A 23,242-nucleotide genomic window follows, 5' to 3' on the forward strand; every position below is an offset into this window, starting at 1 on the left:
GCTCCTTACAACGTCGCCACCGTCTTCAGCGCCCCATCCAGCGCAACGCCGTTCTCATCGAGCAGCGCCGCCTGCCGCAGCCGCTTCATCCAGGCCGCGCCATCCTCCCGATCCCGCAGCGTCGGCAGCGCCGACATCACGCGATCGAACTTCGACAGGCCGCGCGCATGCGTGTCGGAATAGCCTTTGACCAGGCGGCGATTGTTCAGCACCTCGACGGCCAGGTCGTAATTCATCGCCAACAGGTTAGCCGCGGCTAACAACCAGGCTTCGCGATGCTCCGCTTCGCGCATATGCCGCAGCGTGCCGCGGCGGGTGCGGCGCAATGCCGAAACCACATAGAGGCCGAGAAACCAGAAGAGCGTTCCGGTCTGCACCCGGCGGCCCTTGTTGACCATGCGGTCGAGCCGGTCGAAGAGCTTCGGTCGGTTCTCGATCCAGAGGCCGAGGCCCTTCGGCAGGGTCCCGCAGACCTCCTCCATGCGCGGGTGCATGTACTCGGTCATATAGACGATCTGGTCGTCCTTGGCGCCTACCTCCTTGCGCACGCGATCGAAGCGCGAAGCACGCACCTTCAGATCGGCGACACGGATGACATCGTCATAGGCCATGGCGACAGCGGTATATTTCGCCGCTTGCACGGTGAAGACAAAGTCCTTGGCAGCGCCACCGGCCTTGCGATCCAGCGTATAGAGCGCCGCCACGCGGCTCAGATATTCGTCGGCATAGTCCGGGTCCTGATAATCGGTGAGCTTCCTGACGCCGGCAAACAGCAGCGGCCGCGCTTCCTCGGGAAATTCGGCGCGGATGCGATGCACCAGCCGGTCGAGTGCCGGATGGCCAGCCGTCTCTGGCAACGCTTCGAAGTGTTTCGGCGGCGTTGCGGAAACCGCATCGCGCGGTCTGTCCTTGGCGCGGTCGAAGGCGGCATTGAAAGCCTTCAGGCTGGGCTCGATGCCCTTGCCGCCGGCGCGGATCATCGCTTCGAAGGCCTGCTTGCCAAAGGGTAGTGCCCCGGAGGCAGCGAGCGCGCCGAACATCGAAGCGGAAATCACACTGCCGTTCTTGATCGCCAGCGTCTCCATATCGAAGGCGATGGTGCGCTTGGCAGCAAAATCGGTGGCCTCGACCACCACTTCCGGATTGCCGATACCATCGCCCGGCTTTTCCTTTTCGCCGACGGCGAAGGAGCGATGCGTCGAGGCGATCAGCACGGTCTTGTCCGGTGTCACAAGCCCGCGCAGCACCGAGCGCCCGGCCTCCATCAGCTCCGCCGCCAAGACGACATCGACATCGCCCGGCGTCGGCATCAGCGAGAAGATCGGTGCATGGCCGTCACGGGCGGGTAGCATCTCGATATAGTAGATCGTCGCGCCGGTGCGCTGCGCGACGCCGGGAACGGAGGTTGTCTGCGCCATCCATCCCTCGGCTTCGGCAAGCCCAACGATCCAGTCGGCCAGAACGCCGCCACCCTGCCCGCCCATGGCGAGGACGGCCAGCGACAGTGGCTTGTCGGTCGAAAGGCGGCTTGCGCCGAAATCACTCATGCTCACATGCTCGTTCATATCGTCCCCTCAATCCGAAAAGACGATGCGGCCGGCCCGGCGGCGCGCCTGCAGCCAGCCAATGACGGCGGAGCGCAGGCGAGCGGCGAAACGGTCCCAACCCGTGGGGTTATGGATGATGTCGGCGCGATAGAAGGAAGGACAGAGGACGGCCGCCTCCGAGACCTCTCCGCAATTGCCGCAGCCGACGCAATTATTGTCGATCGCCGCCACTGGATCGTCCTTCAACGGATCATCGGTATGCTTGACCGACAGCGACGGACAGCCGGAAAGACGGATGCAGGCATGATCGCCGGTGCAGACATCCTCGTCGACGCCGAAGCGTTCCTTGACCATGCGCTTGCCATCCTTCACCGCCTTGGCGAATTGCGGCTTCACGCGGCGCTGCTTGTTGAGCATGCATTCCGACGACGCCACGATGATCTTCGGGCCCGGCTCCTTCGAGGTCAGCGCCTCGCGCAGCGTGTCGCGCATCTTGGCGACATCATAGGTGCGGTCGATCTGGCGCACCCAGGTGGCGCCGATGCCCTTGACCGCGTTGACAATGGAATTGTTGGTCTTGCGGCGCGGGTTCAGCGCGCGCGATGACGGGATGTCCTGCCCGCCGGTCGCGGCCGAATAAAAATTGTCGACAACGAGGATGACGCCGTCCTGCTTGTTGAAGACGGCATTGCCGACCGAGGTCGCCAGACCATTGTGCCAGAAACCGCCGTCTCCCATCACGGAAATCGCGCGCTTGTCGGCGGCGACATTGAAGGCGGAGGCCGCAGCCGGACCAAGGCCGTAGCCCATGGTCGTGCTGCCCAGGTTGAACGGCGGCAGTATCGAGAACAGGTGGCAGCCGATATCGCCGGAGATGTGGTGCTGACCGAGTTCGCCTTCCACCAGCTTCATCGCCGCGAAGATCGGCCGCTCGGGACAGCCGATGCAAAAGCCCGGTGGGCGCGGCGGAACGACTTCGGCCAGCGCCTTGATTTTCGGGTCGTTCAGGATCGGCGTCGGGTCCGGCAGCGGCGGCTGGTTGCCGAGCAGCACGCGCTGATGCGTCTCCAGGAAATTCTTGATGCCCTTCATCAGCACTGGCGCGGTATATTCGCCGCCCATCGGCAGGACATCCTTGCCGGAAATCCTAGTCTGAATATCGCGGCGGCGCAGGATGGTGTTGAGCGACTGCTCGATATATTCCGGCGCGCCCTCCTCAACCAAGAGCACGGCCTTCTTGTTGGCGCAGAATTCGGCCATCTGATCGTCGATCAGCGGATAGGCGACGTTAAGAACATAAAGCGGCACGGCGGAGTTGCCGTAGACATCGGCAAGCCCGAGCTGCTGCAAGGCGCGCATGACGCCATTATACGCACCACCGAGCAGGATGATGCCGACTTCGCCTTCGGACGGACCGAAATATTCGTTGAGCTTACGCTTCTTGATGAATTCGACAGCCGCCGGCCAGCGCTTCTCCAGCTTCTCTTTCTCATGCAGAAAGGAGGCAGGCGGCAGCACGATGCGGTTGACGTCGCGGATCGGATTTTCCAGCGCCTGCTTCAGCGTATAGGCCGGCCGCTTGTTATCCTTGGCTTCGAACTGGCCATGGACATGACAGCTGCGGATGCCGACCTGCAGCATGACCGGCGTGTTCGAGGCTTCCGAGAGTTCGAACCCCTCCTCGACCGCCTGCACGATCGACGGCAGGTTCGGGCGTGGATTGAGCAGCCACATCTGCGACTTCATCGCATAGGCGTGGCTGCGCTCCTGCATGATCGAGGAGCCCTCGCCATAATCCTCGCCGATGATGATCAGCGCGCCGCCCGTGACACCACCCGACGACAGGTTGGAGAGTGCATCGGAGGCGACATTCGTGCCAGCCGTCGATTTCCAGGTGACAGCGCCGCGCACCGGATACATGACAGAGGCCGAAAGCATAGCGGCGGCGGCAGCTTCCGAGGCCGAAGTCTCGAAATGGACGCCCAGCTCCTCCATCACATCCTTGGCGTCGGCCAGCACGTCCATGAGGTGGGAAATCGGCGATCCTTGATAACCGCCGACATAGGAAACACCCGACTGCAACAGCGCCTTGGTGATCGCGAGAATGCCTTCGCCGCGGAAGATGTCGCCCTCCCCGAGCTTCAGATCCTCGACCTCGCGCGCAAACGACCGTTCGGCCATCGAAGTTACCCCTTTGCCCTCACGGGCTTATTCTCAAATCATTTGCAAAATCATATTTTGAATTTCTTCAGGCTGTCAATGAACAAATGGGAAACTGCTCAGTTCGCATGATTATCAAAGCTAGCTATGGAAGTGGCGATAAAGAAATTGCTGGCCTTGGCCATTGATGGTGATCGCATATGTATGCAAATGCATAAATTATGAGCTTAGATGCTGCTTGAGGCGGAACCGCTGGATCTTGCCGGACTCAGTCTTCGGCAAGGCATCCACGAAGACGATCGATCTCGGATATTTATAGGGCGCGATCGTTGCTTTCACATGATCCTGCAGCGCCTTCGCAAGGCTCTGCGAACCCTCGACACCTGGCGCCGGCACAACAAACGCCTGGACGATATGTCCGCGCTCGTCGTCAGGCCTGCCGATCACCGCGCATTCCAGCACGTCGGTATGAGAAAGCAGGGCGGCTTCGACCTCGGGCCCGGCAATATTGTAGCCGGCGGAAAGAATGATGTCGTCGGAGCGCGCGGCAAAATGAAGATAGCCTTCCTCGTCCTGGATGAAGGAATCTCCGGTCAGGTTCCATCCATCGCGGACGTATTCGGCCTGCCTCGGGTCGGCAAGATAACGGCAGCCGATCGGCCCGCGAATGACCAGCTTGCCGATGACCCCGCAGGAAACATCGTTCATATCGGCATCCACGATGCGTGCCTCGTAACCTCGCAACGGTTTTCCGGTGCAATTGGGCTTTGCATCGTCGAGACGATTGGAGACAAAGATATGCAGCATCTCTGTCGAGCCTATTCCGTCCAGGATCGGCTTGCCCGTCTTGCGTGTCCACTCCTCGAAAATCGGGCCCGGCAAGGTTTCACCCGCCGACACGGCGATCCTCAGGGACGAAAGATCGGCCCCCTCTTCCATCGCCGCCAGCATGGCGCGATAGGCCGTGGGAGCCGTGAAGCTAATGGTCGCCCTGTAGTCCTGAATGATCTGCACCATGTTCTTCGGCGAAGCGTGCTCCAGCAGCGCTGTCGATGCTCCGAAGCGAAGCGGAAAGACGACCAGGCCGCCAAGGCCGAAGGTGAAGGCGATCGGCGGCGAACCGATGAAGACATCGTCGGGCGTGACACCGAGAATCTCCTTGGCATAGGCATCGGCGATGATGAGGATATCGCGGTGGAAATGCATGGTCGCCTTGGGAACGCCGGTGGAGCCGGAGGTGAAGCCCAAAAGGGCGACATCATCCCGGCCCGTCCTGACGGCCTCGAAGCGTACCGGCTTGTTCAATGCGATCCGGTCGAGTTCGGCGTCATGATTGGCGGTGCCGTCGAAACCGATCACCTGCTTCAGAAAGCGGCTCTCTTTCGCGACCGCCACCAGCTCTTCCATCAACCTGGTATCGCATAGCGCAAAGGCGATCTCGGCCTTGTCGACCACCTTGGCGAGCTCCCCGGCCCTCAGCATCGGCATCGTATTGACCGCGACCGCGCCGACCTTGGTCACGGCGAGCCAGCAGGCGATCATGGCGGGATTGTTGCCCGAACGGATCAGCACGCGATTGCCGGGCTGAATGCCGAAATCCTCGACCAGGGCATGGGCGATACGGTTGGTCCAGTCGGACAGCTCCTTGTAGGTGCGGCGTCGGCCATTGCCGATCAGCGCGATCCGATCGCCAAAGCCGCGCTCCACCATGCGGTCGCTCAGTTCCTCGCCGGCATTCAGCCATTCGGGGTAATCGAAACCGTCGAGGAGCAGTTCCGGCCATTCGGCGAACGGCGGTAGGTTGTCACGCGTGAAAGTGTCCAGATGACCCGTCGGCCCAAGCATCGGCTTTCTCTCCGTTCCTCTCTGCCCCAGCGACTGCATCGGCGATATCCTCCCGATCGCGCTTTATGAGGAAAGGATTGCATCGAAGCCCGAAATGTTCAAGCAAGAAATTTTAAACCTAAACTAAATAGCGACTACCCTGTTTCCAAAGGATTTTCCGGGATTCCATAAGCCACAATTGCATGCGGAAGGCCGTGCGCAGGTGAAAACAGCACTTGACGCAGCGTGGTCCTAGTTTATTTTAAACTTAAATTATTTTCGGGAGCGGCTTGATCCCAGGGAGAAGTAAGCGATGAAAATCGTCTGCATCGGCGGCGGCCCGGCCGGGCTCTATTTCGGGCTTCTGATGAAGAAGCTGCATCCCGATCATTCGATCCAGGTCGTCGAGCGCAACCGTGCCTATGATACCTTCGGCTGGGGCGTCGTCTTCTCCGATGCGACCATGGTTTCCATGCGCGAATGGGACCCTGAAAGTGCGGCCGAAATCGAGGATGCCTTCAACCATTGGGACGATATCGAAGTCTGGTTCAAGGGCACACGCCAGCGCACCTCCGGCCACGGCTTCGTCGGCATCGGCCGCAAGAAGCTGCTGAATATCCTGCAGAAGCGCTGCGAAGCGCTCGGCGTCGAGCTGATTTTCGAGACCGACGTCACCTCCGATCTCGACTTTCCGGACGCCGACCTGATCATCGGCTCGGATGGTCTGAACTCGCGGATCCGCAACCACTATCCCCAGATCTTCCAGCCGGACATGATCACCCGACCGAACCGCTACATCTGGCTCGGCACCAACAAGCAGTACGACGCCTTCACCTTCGACTTCCGCAAGAGCGAGCACGGCTGGTTCCAGGCGCATATCTACAAATTCGATGACCAGACCTCGACCTTCATCGTCGAAACCACCGAGGAAGCCTATCTCGCCCACGGCCTCGACAAGATGGATCAGGACGGCTCGATCGCCTTCTGCGAGAACCTGTTCTCGGACGTCCTCGACGGCGCTTCGCTGATGACCAATGCCCGCCATATCCGCGGTTCGGCCTGGCTGAACTTCAACCGCCTGATCTGCGGCAAGTGGAGCCATTTCAACGGCAATTCGCATGTCGTGCTGATGGGCGACGCCGCCCACACCGCGCATTTCGCCATCGGCTCCGGCACCAAGCTCGCCATTGACGATGCCATCGAGCTAACTAGGCAGTTCCAGATCAACGGACATAGCAAGGACAAGATCCCGACCGTTCTCGAAAGCTACGAAGAGATCCGCCGCGTTGATGTCGCCCGCATCCAGAATGCGGCGCGCAACGCCATGGAATGGTTCGAAGTTGTGGGACCTCGCTATGCCGACACACTGGAACCGGAACAGTTCATGTATTCGATGCTGACCCGCTCGCAGCGCATCAGCCACGAGAACCTGCGTTTGCGCGACAAGGATTGGCTAGAAGGCTACGAGCGCTGGTTTGCGAAAAAGTCCGGCCTTGCCGTCGGCAACGACCGCTGCCTGCCGCCGATGTTCACGCCCTATTCGCTGCGCGATGTGACGCTCGTCAACCGCATCGTCGTTTCGCCGATGGCGATGTATTCGGCGGAAGATGGCGTCATGAACGATTTCCATATCATCCATCTCGGCTCGCGGGCGCTCGGCGGCGCCGGCCTGATCTTCGCGGAAATGACCTGTGTTACCCCCGATGCCCGCATCACCCCCGGCTGCCTCGGTCTCTGGAACGAGGGACAGGCGATACAATGGAAGCGGCTCGTCGATTTCGTGCACACCAATAGCGCTGCCAAGGTCGGCATCCAGCTCGGCCATGCCGGCCGCAAGGGTGCGACGAAAGTCGCCTGGGAAGGCATCGACCAGCCGGTTGCCGAGGGCGAATGGCCGCTGATCTCGGCCTCCGCCATTCCTTATCTCAAGAACAGCCAGGTGCCGAAGGCCATGGACCGCGCCGACATGGATCGCGTCAAGGCCGATTTCATCCGCGCCACCGAACTTGCCATCACCACCGGCGCCGATTGGCTGGAGCTGCACGGCGCCCACGGCTATCTTCTGTCGAGCTTCCTGTCGCCGCTCACCAACCTGCGCGGGGACGACTATGGCGGCAGCCACGAAAACCGCGCCCGCTATCCGCTGGAGATCTTCAGGGCCATGCGCGAAATCTGGCCGAAGGACAAGCCGATCTCCGTGCGCCTTTCCTGCCACGACTGGACCGATGGCGGCAACACGCCGGAGGATGCGGCGATCTTCGCGCGCATGTTCAAGGACGCGGGCGCCGACCTGATCGATTGCTCCTCGGGTCAGGTGTCGAAAGAGGAAGAGCCAGTCTATGGCCGCCTGTTCCAGACGCCTTTCTCCGACAAGATCCGCAACGAAATCGGCATCCCCACGATTGCCGTCGGCGCGATCTCGGAAGCCGACCATGCCAATTCCATCATCGCCGCCGGCCGCGCCGATCTCTGCGCCGTCGCCCGCCCGCATCTGGCCGACCCCGCCTGGTCGCTGCACGAGGCAGCCAAGATCGGGCTGACTTCCATTCCCTGGCCGAAACAGTATCTCTCCGGCAAGACGCAATATGAAACCAACCTTGCCCGCGCGGCCACGACCGTACCGGCGAAGTGAGGATCAGATGACGACTTCGGGCAAACTTACGGGCCGTCACGCCCTCGTCACCGGCGCCGGCAGCGGCATCGGCACCGCCATTGCGCGGACGTTTGCCGCCGAGGGTGCGCGCGTGACGCTCGCCGGACGACGCAAGGAGCCACTGGAGACCGTCGCCGCCGAAATTGGCGCGAATGCTTTCGTCGTCGACGGTTTCGACGTCACGGATGCCGAAGCTATCGCCCGCGGGCTTGCAGCGGCCCGCGAAAAATTCGGGCCAGTCGATATTCTCGTCAACAATGCCGGCGAAGCGCCGAGCGCGCCCTTCGAGAAGACCAGTCTTGAGATGTGGAACCGCGTCCTGACCGTCGATCTCACCGGCGTTTTCCTGGTGACGCAGGCCACCCTGCCCGACCTCAGGGCCTATGGGTCCGGTGCACGCATCATCAACATCGCCTCGACTGCGGGGCTGACCGGCTACGGCTACGTTTCCGCCTATGTCGCGGCCAAGCATGGCGTCGTCGGCCTGACGCGCTCGCTGGCGCTGGAACTGGCAAAAACCGGCATCACGGTCAATGCCGTCTGCCCGGGGTTCACCGACACGCCGATCATCCAGCGCTCGATCGAGACCATCGTCGCCAAGACCGGACGCACGGCGGAGCAGGCGCTTTCGGAATTCACCAAATCCAATCCGCAGGGACGACTCGTCAAGCCGGAGGAGGTTGCCGACACCGTTCTGTGGCTGGCGTCGCCGGGAGCGGCATCGATCAATGGACAGGCAATCGTGGTTGCCGGTGGGGAGGTTTTAGCGGGATGAGCGAACAGGATATGACGATGCGGGGCCATCTTGCGCCCTTCAACACCTATGTGGCCCGCCATTTCCTCTGGGAAGTCAGCGACGACGGCCGCGTCGCCACCATCCGACTGAACCGCCCGGAGCGCAAGAACCCGCTGACCTTCGACAGCTACGCCGAACTGCGCGACCTCTTCCGCAATCTCACCTATGCCTCGGACGTTCGCGCCGTGGTGCTGACCGGTACCGGTGGCAATTTCTCCTCCGGCGGCGATGTCTTCGAAATCATCGAGCCGCTCACCCGCATGGCGATGCCCGAGCTGCTCGCCTTCACGCGCATGACCGGCGATCTCGTCAGAGCCATGCGCAAGTGCCCGCAACCGATCATTACCGCCGTCGACGGCATCTGCGCCGGTGCCGGCGCCATCCTTGCCATGGCCTCGGACCTGCGCCTCGCGACGCCAGAAGCAAAGACAGCGTTCCTCTTTACCCGCGTCGGCCTTGCCGGCGCCGACATGGGCGCATGCGGCATCCTTCCCCGCATCATCGGCCAGGGCCGTGCCGCCGAACTGCTGTTTACCGGCCGCTCTATGACAGCTGCCGAGGGCCAGGCCTGGGGCTTTTACAATGGCGTACACGCCAGCGCCGATCTTGAGCAGGAAGCTGTCAAGCTCGCCCGGTCGCTCGCCGACGGACCCTGGTTTGCCCATGGCATGACCAAGACCATGCTGAACCAGGAATGGGCAATGGGCATCGACGAGATGATCGAATCCGAGGCGCAGGCCCAGGCGGTCTGCATGGCAACACAAGACTTCCGCCGCGCCTTCGAAGCCTTCGCCGCCAAGCGCAAGCCCAAATTCCAGGGGAACTGAGGCAATGTCCGCTGCATCAGCTCTTCCAGGTCCGACACGGGACCATCTGGATTGGCCGTTCTTCGAGGAGCGTCACCGCAAATTCGCGGCAGACGTCGATGCCTTCGCCAAATCCTCGGCCATGGCAAACATCGACCATAACGATGTCGACGGCGCCTGCCGCAAACTCGTCAAGGCACTTGGCGAGGCTGGTCTTCTCGCCGCCGCTACCGGCTCTGCCGACATCGACCCGCTGATCGACTCCCGTCTTGTCTGCCTCGCCCGCGAAACGCTTGCCTGGCATGATGGCCTTGCCGATTTCGCCTTTGCCATGCAGGGTCTCGGCACCGGTGCCATCGGCCTTTCCGGCTCGCCCGAACTGCGCGCCGCCGTGCTGCCGAAAGTCCGCGCCGGCGACTGGCTTTCCGCCTTTGCGCTCTCGGAAAAGGATGCCGGTTCCGACGTCGCGGCCATGAGCTGTGCGGCCCGCGCCGATGGCGACCATTATGTCCTCGATGGCGAAAAGACCTGGATCTCCAATGGCGGCATCGCCGATGTCTACACCGTCTTTGCCCGCACCGGCGAAGCACCGGGCACACGCGGCATCTCCGCCTTCGTCGTCTTCGCCGACGATCCCGGCTTCTCGATCATCGAACGCATCGAGATGATCGCGCCGCATCCGCTGGCGACGATCCGTTTCGAAAATTGCCGTATCCCTGCGTCACGCCGCCTTGGCGCGCCGGGCGAAGGCTTCAAGATCGCCATGCGCACGCTCGATATCTTCCGCGCCTCGGTTGCCGCCGCAAGCCTCGGCTTTGCGCGGCGCGCGCTCGATGAATCGATCGCGCATGTCCGCACGCGTCCGATGTTCGGCGCGACGCTCGGTGACCTTCAATTGACGCAGGCAGCCCTCGGCGACATGGCGACCGGCATCGACGCTGCGGCCTTGCTCACCTATCGGGCTGCCTGGCGCCGGGACGCGCAGCACCTGCCGACGACGCGTGAAGCGGCCATGGCCAAGATGACAGCAACGGAAACCGCCCAAAGCGTCATCGACCGCGCCGTCCAGCTTTTCGGCGGACGCGGTGTCAGGACAGGCGAAATAACAGAAAAACTCTATCGGGAGATACGCGCGCTTCGCATCTACGAGGGTGCGACGGAGGTTCAAAAACTCATCGTCGCGCGCGAGCTTCTGAAGACCTAGAGCAATTCCAGGAAAAGTGCGAAACGAGGAAATTGAGCGGTTCAGTCCTTCCGAGAAACACTGAACCGCGGCAATGGGAGACACGCCGATGAGCCGCGAGATATTCGACTGGGCCGATCCGTTCCGGCTGGTGGAGCAGCTGAACGATGACGAACGCATGGTGCTGGACACAGCCCATGCCTATGCGCAGGAGAAGCTGGCGCCCCGCGTGCTCGACGCTTTCCGCCATGAGAAGACCGATCCGACGATCTTCCGCGAGATGGGTGAGCTTGGCCTGCTCGGGCCGACTATTGCCCCCGAATATGGCGGCGCTGGCCTCGGCTATGTCGCCTATGGCCTGATCGCCCGCGAAGTGGAGCGTGTCGACAGTGGCTACCGCTCGATGATGAGCGTGCAATCCTCGCTCGTGATGGTGCCGATCGATGCCTTCGGGTCGGAAGCGCAGAAGCAGAAATACCTGCCGAAGCTTGCCACCGGCGAATGGATCGGCTGCTTCGGCCTCACCGAGCCCAATCACGGCTCCGATCCCGGCTCGATGGCAACACGGGCGAAGAAGGTCGATGGCGGCTATCACCTCACCGGCGCCAAGACCTGGATCTCCAATGCGCCGATCGCCGATGTCTTCGTCGTCTGGGGGAAGACCGAGGACGGCGTCATCCGTGGCTTCATTCTGGAGAAAGGCTGGAAGGGTCTGTCTGCCCCTGCCATCCACGGCAAGGTCGGCCTGCGCGCCTCGATCACCGGCGAAGTCGTCATGGAGAATGTCTTCGTGCCGGAGGAAAACCTGCTGCCCAATGTCTCCGGCCTCAAGGGTCCGTTCACCTGCCTCAACTCCGCCCGCTTCGGCATTGCCTGGGGTGCGCTCGGTGCTGCCGAGGATTGCTATGCCAAGGCGCGGCAATATGTGCTCGACCGCCAGCAGTTCGGCCGACCGCTTGCCGCCAACCAGCTGATCCAGAAGAAGCTCGCCGACATGGTGACCGAAATCACGCTCGGCCTGCAGGGCTGCCTGCGTCTCGGCCGCATGAAGGAAGACGGCCATCCGCCGGTGGAGCTGACCTCGATCCTGAAGCGCAACAGCTGCGGCAAGGCGCTGGATATCGCCCGTGCCGCCCGCGATATGCTTGGCGGCAACGGCATCTCGGACGAGTTCGGCATCGCCCGCCATCTGGTCAACCTCGAAGTGGTCAACACCTATGAGGGCACCCACGACATCCACGCCCTCATCCTCGGCCGTGCCATCACCGGCATCGCCGCGTTTGCGAATTGAGGTCGGATTTGCCGTTCAAAACCACCAGACCCCTGCGCTTCGGAGACTGTGATCCCTCGGGGATTGCTTATTTCCCGTCATACCTGAACATCCTCGTCGGGGTGCTGGAGGACTATTTCGCCTCGCTGGGGTTCCCGTGGAAGACGCTGATCGACAGCCGCCGCATCGGTGTGCCGACCGTGCGGCTCGACGTAACGTTCACGAGACCCGGTTTTCAGAGCGACAACCTCGAATTCGCGGTCACTGTTCGCGGCATCGGTCGCTCCTCGCTCGATCTGGAACATCAAGTCTCAGCGAATGGCCAAGTCCTGTGGACCGCTCGCCAGCGCGTTGTCGCCACTTCGCTCGATACCCATCAATCACTTGCATGGCCGGACGATATCCGCGCCGCGCTGACCTCTCATCTGGAGATGACCGATGCACACCATCCTGCAACCTGAAGGCTGGGCCAAGCCGATTGGATATGCCAATGGCATGGCGGCGACCGGCCGCATGGTGTTCGTCGGCGGCCAGGTCGGCTGGAACGCCGCTTGCGAATTCGAAAGCGACGATTTCGTCGAACAGGTGCGCCAGACGCTGAAGAATGTCGTCGCCATCCTCGCCGAGGGCGGCGCCAAGCCGCAGCATATCACCTCCATGACCTGGTATTTCACCGACAAGGCCGAGTATCTTGGGAATCTCAAGGGCATAGGCCAGGTCTACCGCGAGATCATCGGCCGGCATTTCCCGGCCATGGCCGCCCTACAGGTCGTCGCCCTCGTCGAGGATCGCGCCAAGATCGAGATCCAGGCGACCGCCGTCATTCCGGAATAGGATGGGCTCGCCATGTCGGCATTGCACTTTTCGGAGACCATCTCGGCGACACTGACTGATGGCGTCCTCGTCGTCACCATCGACAATCCGCCGGTCAACGCGCTCTCGGCCAATGTCCGCGCCGGGATGATGGCGGCGCTCGATCATGCCGAGAAGGACAATGCAGTCGTCGCTATTGTGCTGACTGGCGCCGGCAGCACCTTCGTCGGTGGCGCCGATATCAAGGAATTCGGCAAGCCGCCCATCGAGCCGCTCTTGCCGCAGGTTATCGACCGCATCGAGAATTTTGCCAAACCCGTCACCGCCGCCATCAACGACGCTGCCCTCGGCGGCGGCCTGGAGGTGGCACTTGCCTGTCACGAACGCTACGCCAGCTCCGCTGCGAAGATCGGCCTGCCGGAAGTCAAGCTCGGCATCGTTCCCGGTGCCGGCGGCACGCAGCGACTGCCACGGCTGATCGGCACCATCGCTGCCATCGACTTGATCGCGAACGGACGCACCCTCTCGGCCAATGAGGCAAGCAAGCTCGGGATCGTCGATCACCTGATCGAAAGCGCGCTGATTGACGGCGCGATTGCCAGCGTCAGCCGTATGACCGCCTCCCCCTTGCGGCGCACCGGCGCGCTGCCGGTCCTACCGGAGCCCGCCGAAGCAATCGACAAGGCAGTCGCCGAAGCCCTGCGTAAAGCACGCGGCCAACGCGCGCCCGGCGAAGCCATCCGTCTCGTTCGCCTTGCCGCGACGACATCGCTTGCGGAAGGCCTCGCCGAGGAACGCCGCACCTTTGTCGAACTCCGCGACAGTGACGAGGCTGCAGCCCTTCGTCACGTTTTCTTCGCCGAACGCGCCGCCGGCAAGGTCGAGGGCCTGGAGAAGATCGCTCCGCGCAGAATCGAAACCGTCGGCATCGTCGGCACCGGCCTGATGGGCTCGGGCATCGCCGTTACAGCGCTGAACGCCGGCTATCGCGTCATCGGCATGGAGCAGACCCAGGAAGCCGCTGACAAGGGCCGAGACCGGATCGCCGGCATCCTTAACAAGGCAGTACAATCCGGCCGCCTCGATCTCGCCGGTCGTGACGACCGCCTGAACCGGCTAACGGTAACAGCCGATGCGCAGATGCTGGCGCGGGCCGACCTCGTCATCGAAGCGGTCTTTGACGATCTCACTATCAAGACCGAATTGTTCCTGCGATTGGATGGCATCGTCCGCGCCGACGCGATCCTTGCGACCAATACCAGCTACCTCGATCCGAACGCCATCGCCGCTACCACCGCCCATCCCGAGCGCATCGTCGGCCTGCACTTCTTCTCGCCCGCCAACATCATGCGGTTGCTAGAAGTCGTAAACTGCGAGAAGACCGCGCCCGATGTGCTGGCGAGCGCCCTCGCCTTCGCCAAGCTCCTCGGCAAACTCCCCATCGTCTGCGGCGTCACCGAGGGCTTTATCGGCAACCGCATCTTCTCCGCCTATCGGCGTGAGGCCGAATTCATGCTCGAGGACGGCGTGCTGCCGCATGAGATCGACGCAGCGCTCGAAGCTTACGGCTTCCCGATGGGCCTCTTTGCCGTCTACGACATGGCCGGCCTCGAAATCGCCTGGGCACGGCGCAAGCGCCAGGCTGCAACCCGCGATCCCAGCACGCGCTACGTCGTCATCGCCGACCGGCTCTGCGAAGCCGGCCGTTTCGGCCAGAAGGCCGGGCGTGGTTGGTACGCCTATCCCGATGGCAAACGTACCGTCGATCCGGACGTGACAGTGATGATCGAAGCCGTCCGCGCCGAAAAGGGCATCATGCCGAAGAGCTTTACCCCGGATGAAATCACCACCCGGCTGCTGAAAGCCATGGCCGATGAAGGCGACGCTCTTCTCGCGGAGGGCATAGCCGCTCGCGCCAGCGATATCGATCTGGTGATAATCAGCGGTTACGGTTTCCCATCACACAAAGGCGGCCCGATGTTTGCCGCCGGCCGCCGATGAAAAGCCGCCCCCTCAAGCGGCCGAGGATAGCAGCGTGAACAGCTCCTGCGGCCGGTTGACGCCACGCAGCGCATAGCGGCCGACCGAAACGAGATCGTTGCTCTGATCCGCCGCCAGGGTCTCCACAAAATTCGACGACATCAGGATATTGCGATCGGCAGAGCGGCACATGGAGGCGATGCGGCTGACCTCATTGACGGCCGGGCCGATGACGGTGAAATCCAGGCGGTCCATGCTGCCGATATTGCCGTAGAAAACATCGCCGATATGCAGGCCGAGATAGACATCGGTCACCGGCCTGCCCTCGATCTGCCGCTGGGCATTGAGGTCACGCAGCCGCTGGCGCAACAGTGACTCTGCCATCAGCGCGGCCGCGCAGGCATCGGCGGCGTCTCTCGCCTTGAAGATCGCCAGCGTGCCGTCGCCGATCAGCTTCAGCACATTGCCGCCGGCCTCGTGGATCGAGGAAATCACGGCATCGGCATAGGCGTTCAGCATCGGGATGATTTCGTCGGGCTCGGCCGTGTCCGAGATGCGGGTGTAGTTGGCAAGGTCGGAGAACCACAGCGCCGCCGAGATGCGCTCGGCCTTGCCGCGCGTGATCTTGCCCTCGAGAACATGCCGGGCGGCATCTTCGCCCAGATAGACCTCGGCGATGGTGCGGGCGATGCGGCTGGTACCGGTGCATTTGATCGCCAAGGCCAGGGCCGGCGTAAGCTTGCGCAGCACGCGCAGATCCTCGTCGGAGAAACCCACGGCGGCGGCGGTGGCGAAATTGGAATAGAAGCAATCCATCTCACCAATCGTGCCGCCCTCTTCAAAGCGGTGCACCATGGCGATGTAGTCCGTGTGACCATCAGCGTGCAGCGTATCAAGACCATAGAAATCGATCGGGTCGCCAAAACCGATACGCCGGCGTACCTCATCCCCACCTGTGGTCAGCATATGATGGAAGGCCGTCCGTTGCCAGTTCTCGGCAGCGATCCCCTGGTGCGACGGGCCATATTCGAACTCGCGCTCGATCGCCTGATTGCCGTCCCAGCGGAAAGCACGACCTTCATAGACCGGATGCAGCGTGTCCATCAGCGCCATGGCGCGGTCGACGTTCAGACCATGTCGGCGGCACGCCTCGCAGAAACCCGTCAGGATATCGGCCTCTCCCATGCCCTTGAGGCCAGCATGCATCAGCCAGCTGGCGATTTCGCCGATGTCCTGCGCGTCCATGGATTATCTCCCGACCCTCTAAAGGATTCGCTTTAATACGAAACTTATAGGCTTGGAATGCCGTACGACACAAAATTGTCCGGACGGAAGCAAGCGATCGCCGCTCCTGTGGCACAGAAGCGGCGATTTGACGCGCGGAAAGGGTGTAGGCGAAGCTTCAGCCCCTTGGATGCGGCTTCAGCAGATCCTCCAGGCCGATCCGGCGGAAGAGTTCGGCGCGCACGCGATCGGCGACGCCATTGACGATTTCCGCGCCGTCCTCGGACGGATCGATATGAACGCGGAAGGGACGCGTGCCGAAGGGCATGTTGACAACATCGACGATGGAGACGGCAACCGAGGCGGCATCGGCATCGGCGGGTTCGAGTGAAGCCAGCCCCTTCAGGGCCTGGTCCGGAACGCCGGCATAGGGACCATCGTCATATTCGGCAGCACGCGCCTTGTCGGCGGGCGAGCCGGAATGAGCGAAATGGTTCGTGCCCTTGGTGAAGGCGCCGGGCACGATGATGGCGGTCTCGATGCCCCAGCGGGTCAGCTCGGACGCGTAGGAGACGGCAAGCGAATCCATCGCGGCCTTGGCGGCGAAATAGGGCGACAGGTACGGAGGCGTGCCGCCGCGGGTGCTAGACGAGGACACCCAGACCACTAGGCCCTTGCCCTGCTGGCGCAGATGCGGAAGCACGGCGCGATTGACGCGCTGGGTGCTGAGTACATTGATGTCGTAGAGCTCGGCGAACTGTTCCGGCGTGAAGGCCTCTGCCGGGCCGAAGGACATATGGCCGGCATTGTGGATGATCGTGTCGATGCGGCCTTCCTGCGCGATGACCTTGGCGATACCGGCTTCGACCGAAGCATCCGAGGCGACGTCGAGTTCGACGGCTTTCAGGTCGACGCCGTTTTCCCTAGCGAATGCGGCGGCTTCAGCGACTTGCGGCGCGTTGCGGCCCTCGGTTTGGCGCATGCCGGCATAGACGGTGTGGCCGGCCTTGGCGAGAGCGCGGGCGGTCAAGGCGCCGAAGCCGCTCGATGCGCCGGTGATGACGATAACTTGCTTGCTCATGATCCTGTTCCTTGTCGAAGTGACTATCGTGCGGGTGAACGGGTGGCGCGCGGCGGGGAAAACCCGCCGCAGATCAGGAAGCTCAGACCATGCCGCCATTGGCACGCAGCGTCTGGCCGTTGATCCAGGCTCCGTCGGGACCAGCGAGGAAGGAAACGGCGGCGGCGATATCATCAGGCGTGCCGAGACGCTCGAGCGGGTTCATCTTGGCCATGCGGTCGATCAGCTCGTCGCTTTTGCCGTTGAGGAAGAGGTCGGTGGCGGTCGGGCCGGGTGCGACGGCGTTGACCGTGATCGAACGACCACGCATCTCCTTGGCCATGATGCCCGTCAGCGTTTCGACGGCAGCCTTGGTGGCGGCATAGACGCCATAAGTCTCGAGCTTTAGCCCAACGACGCTGGTCGAGAAATTGATGATGCGGCCGCCGTCGCGCAGACGCTTGCCAGCTTCACGCAGTGTGTTGAAGGTGCCCTTCAGGTTGATGGCGATCTGGCGGTCGAAATGAGCATCATCGGCATCGGTGATCTTGGCGAGCTGCAAGATGCCGGCATTGTTAACTAGGACATCGATACCGCCAAAGGCGGCTTCGGCCGCGTCGAACATCCGGCGCACAGCTTCGGCATCGGAAACATCAGCCTTGGCGGTCAATGCCTTGCCGCCCTTTTCTTCTATTTTGCGGGCCAGTTCCTCGGCGGCGGCTTGGCTACCGGAGTAGTTGATGACGACCGTGAAGCCGTCCTTTGCGAGGCGTTCCGCAATCGCGGCGCCAATGCCGCGAGATGCGCCGGTAACGATGGCTACTCTATTGGAATTATTGGTCATTGTCTTCATCCTTCATATCTCTGCGCCGTGGCGCGTTTCGATGAGGGGAAGATGCCTCTTTTCAATCAGCGGATAATCATCTATTAATCGACATCACTATCCGAAATTAACGAACAAAGAAAAATGGACAGATTCGATGCCATGCGGGTGTTTTCCCGCGTCGTGGAACGACGCAGCTTCACGCTGGCCGCCGAAGACACCGGCCTGCCACGCTCGACCGTGACCGACGCCGTCAAGCAACTGGAGGCACGGCTCGGCGTTCGCCTGTTGCAGCGAACGACGCGGCATGTCAGCCCGACACTCGACGGCGAGGCTTATTACCAGCGCTGCCTGCGCATCCTCTCGGACATTGAGGATGCCGAAGGCGCCTTTGCCGGCGCCAAGCCGAAGGGGCTGTTGCGTGTCGATGTGCATGGAACACTTGCTCGACATTTCGTCCTGCCGAACCTGCCGTCCTTCCTCGAAACTTACCCCGAAATCGAACTTTACATGACGGAGGGCGACCGTTTCGTCGACCTGATCCGCGAAGGCATCGATTGCGTGCTGCGCGTCGGCACCCCGCAGGACAGCGACATGATCGCCCGCCGCGTCGCCATGCTGGAGGAGATCACGCTGACAGCGCCTGCCTATATCGAGCGCTTCGGCATGCCAACGCATCCGGACGCTCTCGACGGCCACCGCATGATCGGCTTCCGCTCTTCGGCGACGGGTGGATTGCTGCCGCTGGAATTCATCATCGACGGCGCGGTCCGCAACATCACTTTGCCCGCCACGGTCTCCGTCAACGCGGCCGAGAGTTACTTTACGGCGGCCAAGCTCGGCCTCGGCCTGATCCAGGTGCCGCGCTATCACGCCGAAGAAGCCTTGAAATCCGGCGAGTTGCTTAACATCCTCAAGGACTTTCCGCCGACCAGAACGCCGGTATCGATGCTCTACCCCCGTAACCGCCAGCTCTCACCGCGCGTACGCGTTTTCATCGACTGGCTCGTCCGGGTATTTGCCCGGCAAACCGAGGCTGAAGGTGGTGGCGGATGAATATTTCTCCGAACCGATCAAATAAATGAAACCAGCTCTTTGAATGCGCCGACGGTGCTCCTACGTCGAAGGGGATAGTCTCGCCGGCGCCTGCCCACGCGCCGCCATGACCCCATGATTTTCGAGAGGGACTGGATCCATGACTGAACAGAAGCAATTGAAGCTCGGGGCCTTCATGCGTCCCGTCAGCCTGCACACCGGCGCATGGCGCTATCCCGGCGCCTACCCGGATGCGAATTTCAATTTCAAGCACATTGTCAGCTTTGCGCAGGAACTGGAAAAGGCGAAATTCGATGCCTTCTTCATGGCCGATCATCTTGCCGTGCTGAACATGCCGGTCGAAGCGCTAAAGCGCAGCCATACCGTGACCTCCTTCGAGCCATTCACGCTGCTCTCGGCGCTTGCCGCCGTCACCGAAAGGATCGGCCTCGTCGCCACAGCGTCGACCACCTTTGACCAGCCCTATCACATCGCCCGTCGCTTCGCCTCGCTCGACCACATCAGCGGCGGCCGCGCCGGCTGGAATATCGTCACGACCTCCAACCCGGACGCAGCACTGAATTTCGGTCTCGACGAACATATGGAGCACGGAGAGCGCTATCACCGCGCTCGTGAATTCTACGACGTCGTCACCGGCCTCTGGGACAGCTTTGCCGACGATGCCTTCATCCGCGATGCCGAAAGCGGCATCTTCTTCGATCCCGACAAGATGCATGTACTTGCCCATAAGGGCGAGGAACTGAGCGTGCGCGGCCCGCTCAACATCGCCCGCCCGCCGCAGGGTTGGCCGGTGATCGTCCAGGCTGGGCAATCCGACGTCGGCCGCCAGCTTGCGGCCGAGACAGCGGAAGCGGTCTTCGCCGCCCCTCGCAATCTCGCCGACGGCAAGGCGATCTTTGCCGACATCAAGAGCCGGATGAAGCGCATCGGCCGTAACCCGGATCACCTGAAGATCCTGCCTGCCGCCTTCATCGTCGTCGGCGATACCGTCGAGGAGGCCAAGGCCAAGCGCGCCAAACTCGACAGCCTGGTGCATTACGACAGCGCCATCGCCTCGCTGTCGATCTCCCTCGGTCACGACGCTTCCAGCTTCGACCCCGACGGCCCGCTGCCGGCAACGCCGGAAACCAACGCCAGCAAGAGCGGCCGCGAGCGCGTCATCGCCTTGGCCGAAGAAGAGAAATTGACGGTGCGCCAGCTCGCCCAGCGCCTCGGCGGCTATGCCGGCCTCGCCTTTGTCGGCACGCCGCAGACCATCGCCGACGAGATGGAGCAATGGCTGCACGAGGAAGGCTCCGACGGCTTCAACGTCGTCTTCCCCTTCCTGCCGCAGGGCCTGCTTGACGTCACCACCCGCGTCGTTCCGGAATTGCAACGCCGCGGCATCTTCCGCCGCGATTACGAGGGCACGACCTTGCGCGACCATCTCGGTCTGCCGCGCCCGGAAAATCGCTTCTTCAAGCACGTTTCCGAAGCGGCGCAATAAGAGACATGCCGATGAGCCATATCACGCCGATCGACTACGAGACCGCCTCCGACGCCGTGCGCGCCGAGCACGACCGCGAGGTGGCGCTGCGCGGCCGCATGACCAATATGAAGCGGACGCTGCTGCATTCGCCCGTGGCACACCGCATCTACGCCGAGTGGTTCACCCTACGCGAAGAGCTGCGCCCGGCGCTGGACGACCGCGCCGTCTGGCTCTTCTGCCAAGCCATTTCGCTGGAAAGCCGAGCGATCATCCCGGTCGGCTTTTTTCGCCGCGCGCTGATCAATGCCGGCCTGACGCCGGAGACCATTGTACCGACTGAAGACGAGGCCCCGCTGATCGATTTCGGCAAGGCGATCGTCAAGGATTCCAACGCCGTGCCGGAGGAATTGTGGGCACGGTTGAAGGTACGCTACGACGAACCGATACTCGTCAACCTGGTCGCCTTCGCCGGCATCATGATCGCCACGGCAGTTTACACTAATGTGGTGAAGGTGGATATCGATCCGGAACTTGGGGCGTATCTGGATGGGTTTGAATTACCCTCGAAATAATGAAAAGCCCCTCACCCCAGCCCTCTCCCCGTTTTGACGGGGAGAGGGAGCGACTTCGCCAAGGCCCCTTCGCCCCGCGTGCGGGGAGAAGGTGGACTCGAACAGTTGAGAAAAGCGAAACTGTTCGAGGACGGATGAGGGGCCTTTCAGAGCTCGGAGCTAGCCTGAAATCACCGTCTCGAACTTCGGGTTGCCACGGATCGTATTGCTGACCGTGCAGATCTCATCCTCGGCGGCATGCGCAATCGCATTGCGGATCTCATCGCCGAAATCGCCCTTGATAGTGAAAGCGATGTTGAATTTTTCGACGCGCGACAGTCCTTCCGTCGCCTTCTCGCCCGTCACGACGGCGGTGACTTCGGTGAGCTTGTCGAGCACGCCGAGGCTGCTTGCGGCCATGCGGGCGCTGAGCACGAGGCAAGCCGACAGCGAAGAATAGAGCAGATCGAGCGGGTTGAACCCCGGCTGCGACGGCGAGGTGACGATGTCGATCTCACCGCCCATCACCGATGTTACATGCGGAAAGCCAGTGCGACCGAGGGTGGCGGTGGCGCCTGTCTGTCTGGTCTTCACTCTCAATTCGGCCATATCGAAAATCCCTCAAATTAAAAGGTTGAAACTGTTGTTCGAAACATAGGGATTCACATTGCACGACACAATCGGCCTTCCCCACCCTTGCGCGTTGGCGCCAGTTGAGCCACCAAATGGTTACGAGCTCATCGCAGACAGGCAGATTTCGACATGACCGTTTCCGATCCCCGCGCCTTCCTCACTTCCCTCTTTAACGCCGCCGTCCGCGCCGCCGATCCAATGACCGGCATTCGCGCGCACCTGCCTGCAAAGCCGAAAGGGCGGACCATCGTCATCGGCGCCGGCAAGGGATCGGCGCAGATGGCAGCCGCGTTGGAGCAATGCTGGGACGGCCCGCTGGAAGGGTTGGTGGTGACGCGATATGGCTTTGCCGCTCCCTGCCGCCACATCGAGATCATCGAAGCCGCCCATCCCGTGCCCGACCAGGCCGGCCTTGTCGCCTCCGGGCGGCTGCTGAAGCTGGTCGATGGCTTGACGGAAGACGATCTCGTGATCGCGCTGATCTCCGGTGGTGGCTCGGCACTGCTGCCCTCACCTGCAGGCAGCCTCACCCTTGCCGACGAGATCGCCGTCAACAAGGCGCTCCTCGCCTCCGGCGCACCGATCTCAGTCATGAACGTCATCCGCAAGCACCTGTCGACCATCAAGGGCGGCCGTCTCGCCACGGCAGCCTATCCGGCCAGGGTCGTCTCGCTGGTCGTCTCCGACATTCCGGGCGACGATCCGGCCCTCGTTGCCTCCGGCCCAACCGTGCCAGGTGCCGGCACGCGCGCTGAAGCGCTGGACCTCATCCGTCTCTACCGCATCGACCTGCCCACCGCCGTCCTCGCGCATATCGAAAAGCCGGAGGCCGATGCGCCGCGGCCAGGCGATCCGCGCTTTGCCCGCAATGAAGTGCATCTCATCGCTTCGGCGGGTGTTTCACTTGAGGCAGCGGCCAAGATAGCGCGCGAAGCCGGCATCGAGGCCGCCATTCTTTCGGATGCGATTGAGGGCGAGGCCCGCGAGGCCGCTCACATGCATGCCGCCCTCGCTCGCGAGATCCTGCATCGCAATCGGCCCTTCACCAAGCCGATCGTGCTGCTCTCCGGCGGAGAGACGACCGTAACCCTGACAGGCAAGGGCAAGGGCGGACGAAACTCCGAATTCCTGCTGTCGCTGGCGATCGATATCGACGGCCATGCCGGCATTCACGCCATGGCCGCCGACACCGACGGCATCGACGGCAGCGAGGACAATGCCGGCGCCTTTGCTGACGCCGGCACGGTGGCGCGCCTGCGCGGGGCTGGACTGGTGCCCGCCGAGATGCTCAGAAACAATGATGCCTGGACGGCATTCAACGCGATCGGCGATCTCTTCGTCCCCGGTCCGACCGGTACGAACGTCAATGACATCAGAGCTATTCTGATCGCCTGA

Annotated in this window: 19 protein-coding genes; 12 read left to right on the top strand and 7 right to left on the bottom strand. The window is 62.3% G+C overall.

Features of this window, described 5'->3' with window-relative positions; genetic code table 11:
• Positions 1-5: 5 nt before the first annotated feature.
• The 3 genes from EX00_RS10130 to EX00_RS10140 all read right to left on the bottom strand — a co-directional run bounded on the left by EX00_RS10130 (position 6) and on the right by EX00_RS10140 (position 5,552).
• Positions 6-1,565, bottom strand: coding sequence for an indolepyruvate oxidoreductase subunit beta family protein (locus EX00_RS10130; protein WP_155294035.1), 1,560 nt, complete (start codon positions 1,563-1,565; stop codon positions 6-8).
• A 9-nt stretch (positions 1,566-1,574) separates the two neighbouring features.
• Positions 1,575-3,728, bottom strand: a complete 2,154-nt coding sequence (locus EX00_RS10135; protein WP_047456740.1) for a thiamine pyrophosphate-dependent enzyme — start codon at positions 3,726-3,728, stop codon at positions 1,575-1,577.
• Positions 3,729-3,926: 198 nt separating this feature from the next.
• Positions 3,927-5,552 carry an AMP-binding protein gene (locus EX00_RS10140; RefSeq protein WP_047456742.1) on the bottom strand — a complete coding sequence of 542 codons (1,626 nt, stop codon included), beginning with the start codon at positions 5,550-5,552 and terminating at the stop codon, positions 3,927-3,929.
• A 292-nt stretch (positions 5,553-5,844) separates the two neighbouring features.
• On the opposite strand from EX00_RS10140, the gene EX00_RS10145 reads away from it, so the two are divergent.
• The 8 genes from EX00_RS10145 (at position 5,845) to EX00_RS10180 (ending at position 15,053) form a co-directional block, all read left to right on the top strand.
• Complete coding sequence (locus EX00_RS10145; protein ID WP_047456744.1) at positions 5,845-8,163, top strand: bifunctional salicylyl-CoA 5-hydroxylase/oxidoreductase; 2,319 nt, start codon at positions 5,845-5,847, stop codon at positions 8,161-8,163.
• A gap of 7 nt (positions 8,164-8,170) precedes the next feature.
• The gene (locus EX00_RS10150) at positions 8,171-8,959 is read left to right on the top strand and encodes an SDR family NAD(P)-dependent oxidoreductase (RefSeq protein ID WP_047456746.1); all 789 of its coding nucleotides are present in this window, start codon (positions 8,171-8,173) and stop codon (positions 8,957-8,959) included.
• Positions 8,956-9,807 (top strand): enoyl-CoA hydratase family protein, encoded by an 852-nt coding sequence (locus EX00_RS10155; protein WP_047456749.1) that lies wholly within the window; start codon positions 8,956-8,958, stop codon positions 9,805-9,807. Before EX00_RS10150 ends, EX00_RS10155 begins: the two co-directional genes overlap by 4 nt.
• A gap of 4 nt (positions 9,808-9,811) precedes the next feature.
• A complete protein-coding gene (locus EX00_RS10160) occupies positions 9,812-10,990 on the top strand; it encodes an acyl-CoA dehydrogenase family protein (protein ID WP_047456750.1) in 1,179 nt (392 codons plus the stop codon).
• An 88-nt stretch (positions 10,991-11,078) separates the two neighbouring features.
• A complete protein-coding gene (locus tag EX00_RS10165; protein WP_047456752.1) occupies positions 11,079-12,260 on the top strand; it encodes an acyl-CoA dehydrogenase in 1,182 nt (393 codons plus the stop codon).
• Positions 12,261-12,268: 8 nt separating this feature from the next.
• Positions 12,269-12,700 carry an acyl-CoA thioesterase gene (locus tag EX00_RS10170; protein ID WP_047456754.1) on the top strand — a complete coding sequence of 144 codons (432 nt, stop codon included), beginning with the start codon at positions 12,269-12,271 and terminating at the stop codon, positions 12,698-12,700.
• Entirely contained in the window at positions 12,678-13,073 is a 396-nt protein-coding gene (locus EX00_RS10175) for a RidA family protein (RefSeq protein ID WP_047456756.1), read from the top strand. Before EX00_RS10170 ends, EX00_RS10175 begins: the two co-directional genes overlap by 23 nt.
• A 12-nt stretch (positions 13,074-13,085) precedes the next feature.
• Positions 13,086-15,053: a 3-hydroxyacyl-CoA dehydrogenase NAD-binding domain-containing protein gene (locus EX00_RS10180; RefSeq protein WP_047456757.1), complete on the top strand. Its 1,968-nt coding sequence runs from the start codon at positions 13,086-13,088 to the stop codon at positions 15,051-15,053.
• Positions 15,054-15,065: 12 nt separating this feature from the next.
• Here the strand turns inward: EX00_RS10180 and EX00_RS10185 are convergent, their stop codons facing one another.
• The 3 genes from EX00_RS10185 to EX00_RS10195 form a co-directional block, all read right to left on the bottom strand.
• A complete protein-coding gene (locus tag EX00_RS10185; RefSeq protein ID WP_047456758.1) occupies positions 15,066-16,277 on the bottom strand; it encodes an adenylate/guanylate cyclase domain-containing protein in 1,212 nt (403 codons plus the stop codon).
• A gap of 157 nt (positions 16,278-16,434) precedes the next feature.
• Positions 16,435-17,337 (bottom strand): SDR family oxidoreductase, encoded by a 903-nt coding sequence (locus EX00_RS10190; RefSeq protein WP_047456760.1) that lies wholly within the window; start codon positions 17,335-17,337, stop codon positions 16,435-16,437.
• A gap of 82 nt (positions 17,338-17,419) precedes the next feature.
• Positions 17,420-18,160, bottom strand: coding sequence for an SDR family oxidoreductase (locus EX00_RS10195; protein ID WP_047456762.1), 741 nt, complete (start codon positions 18,158-18,160; stop codon positions 17,420-17,422).
• A gap of 123 nt (positions 18,161-18,283) precedes the next feature.
• On the opposite strand from EX00_RS10195, the gene EX00_RS10200 reads away from it, so the two are divergent.
• The 3 genes from EX00_RS10200 (at position 18,284) to EX00_RS10210 (ending at position 21,235) form a co-directional block, all read left to right on the top strand.
• Complete coding sequence (locus EX00_RS10200; RefSeq protein ID WP_047456764.1) at positions 18,284-19,195, top strand: LysR family transcriptional regulator; 912 nt, start codon at positions 18,284-18,286, stop codon at positions 19,193-19,195.
• Between the two features lie 139 nt (positions 19,196-19,334).
• Positions 19,335-20,681, top strand: a complete 1,347-nt coding sequence (locus tag EX00_RS10205; protein ID WP_047456767.1) for an LLM class flavin-dependent oxidoreductase — start codon at positions 19,335-19,337, stop codon at positions 20,679-20,681.
• Positions 20,682-20,692: 11 nt separating this feature from the next.
• On the top strand, positions 20,693-21,235 hold the full coding sequence (locus tag EX00_RS10210) for a carboxymuconolactone decarboxylase family protein (RefSeq protein ID WP_047456769.1): 543 nt from the start codon (positions 20,693-20,695) through the stop codon (positions 21,233-21,235).
• Positions 21,236-21,394: 159 nt separating this feature from the next.
• Here EX00_RS10210 and EX00_RS10215 read toward each other — a convergent pair whose 3' ends face one another.
• Positions 21,395-21,823 (bottom strand): OsmC family protein, encoded by a 429-nt coding sequence (locus EX00_RS10215; protein WP_047456771.1) that lies wholly within the window; start codon positions 21,821-21,823, stop codon positions 21,395-21,397.
• A 153-nt stretch (positions 21,824-21,976) separates the two neighbouring features.
• Between EX00_RS10215 and EX00_RS10220 the strand changes: the two genes are divergently transcribed.
• On the top strand, positions 21,977-23,242 hold the full coding sequence (locus EX00_RS10220) for a glycerate kinase type-2 family protein (protein ID WP_047456772.1): 1,266 nt from the start codon (positions 21,977-21,979) through the stop codon (positions 23,240-23,242).

Origin of the sequence: Martinezella rhizogenes (genome assembly GCF_000799715.1) — a bacterium.
Lineage (GTDB): Bacteria > Pseudomonadota > Alphaproteobacteria > Rhizobiales > Rhizobiaceae > Rhizobium > Rhizobium rhizogenes_C.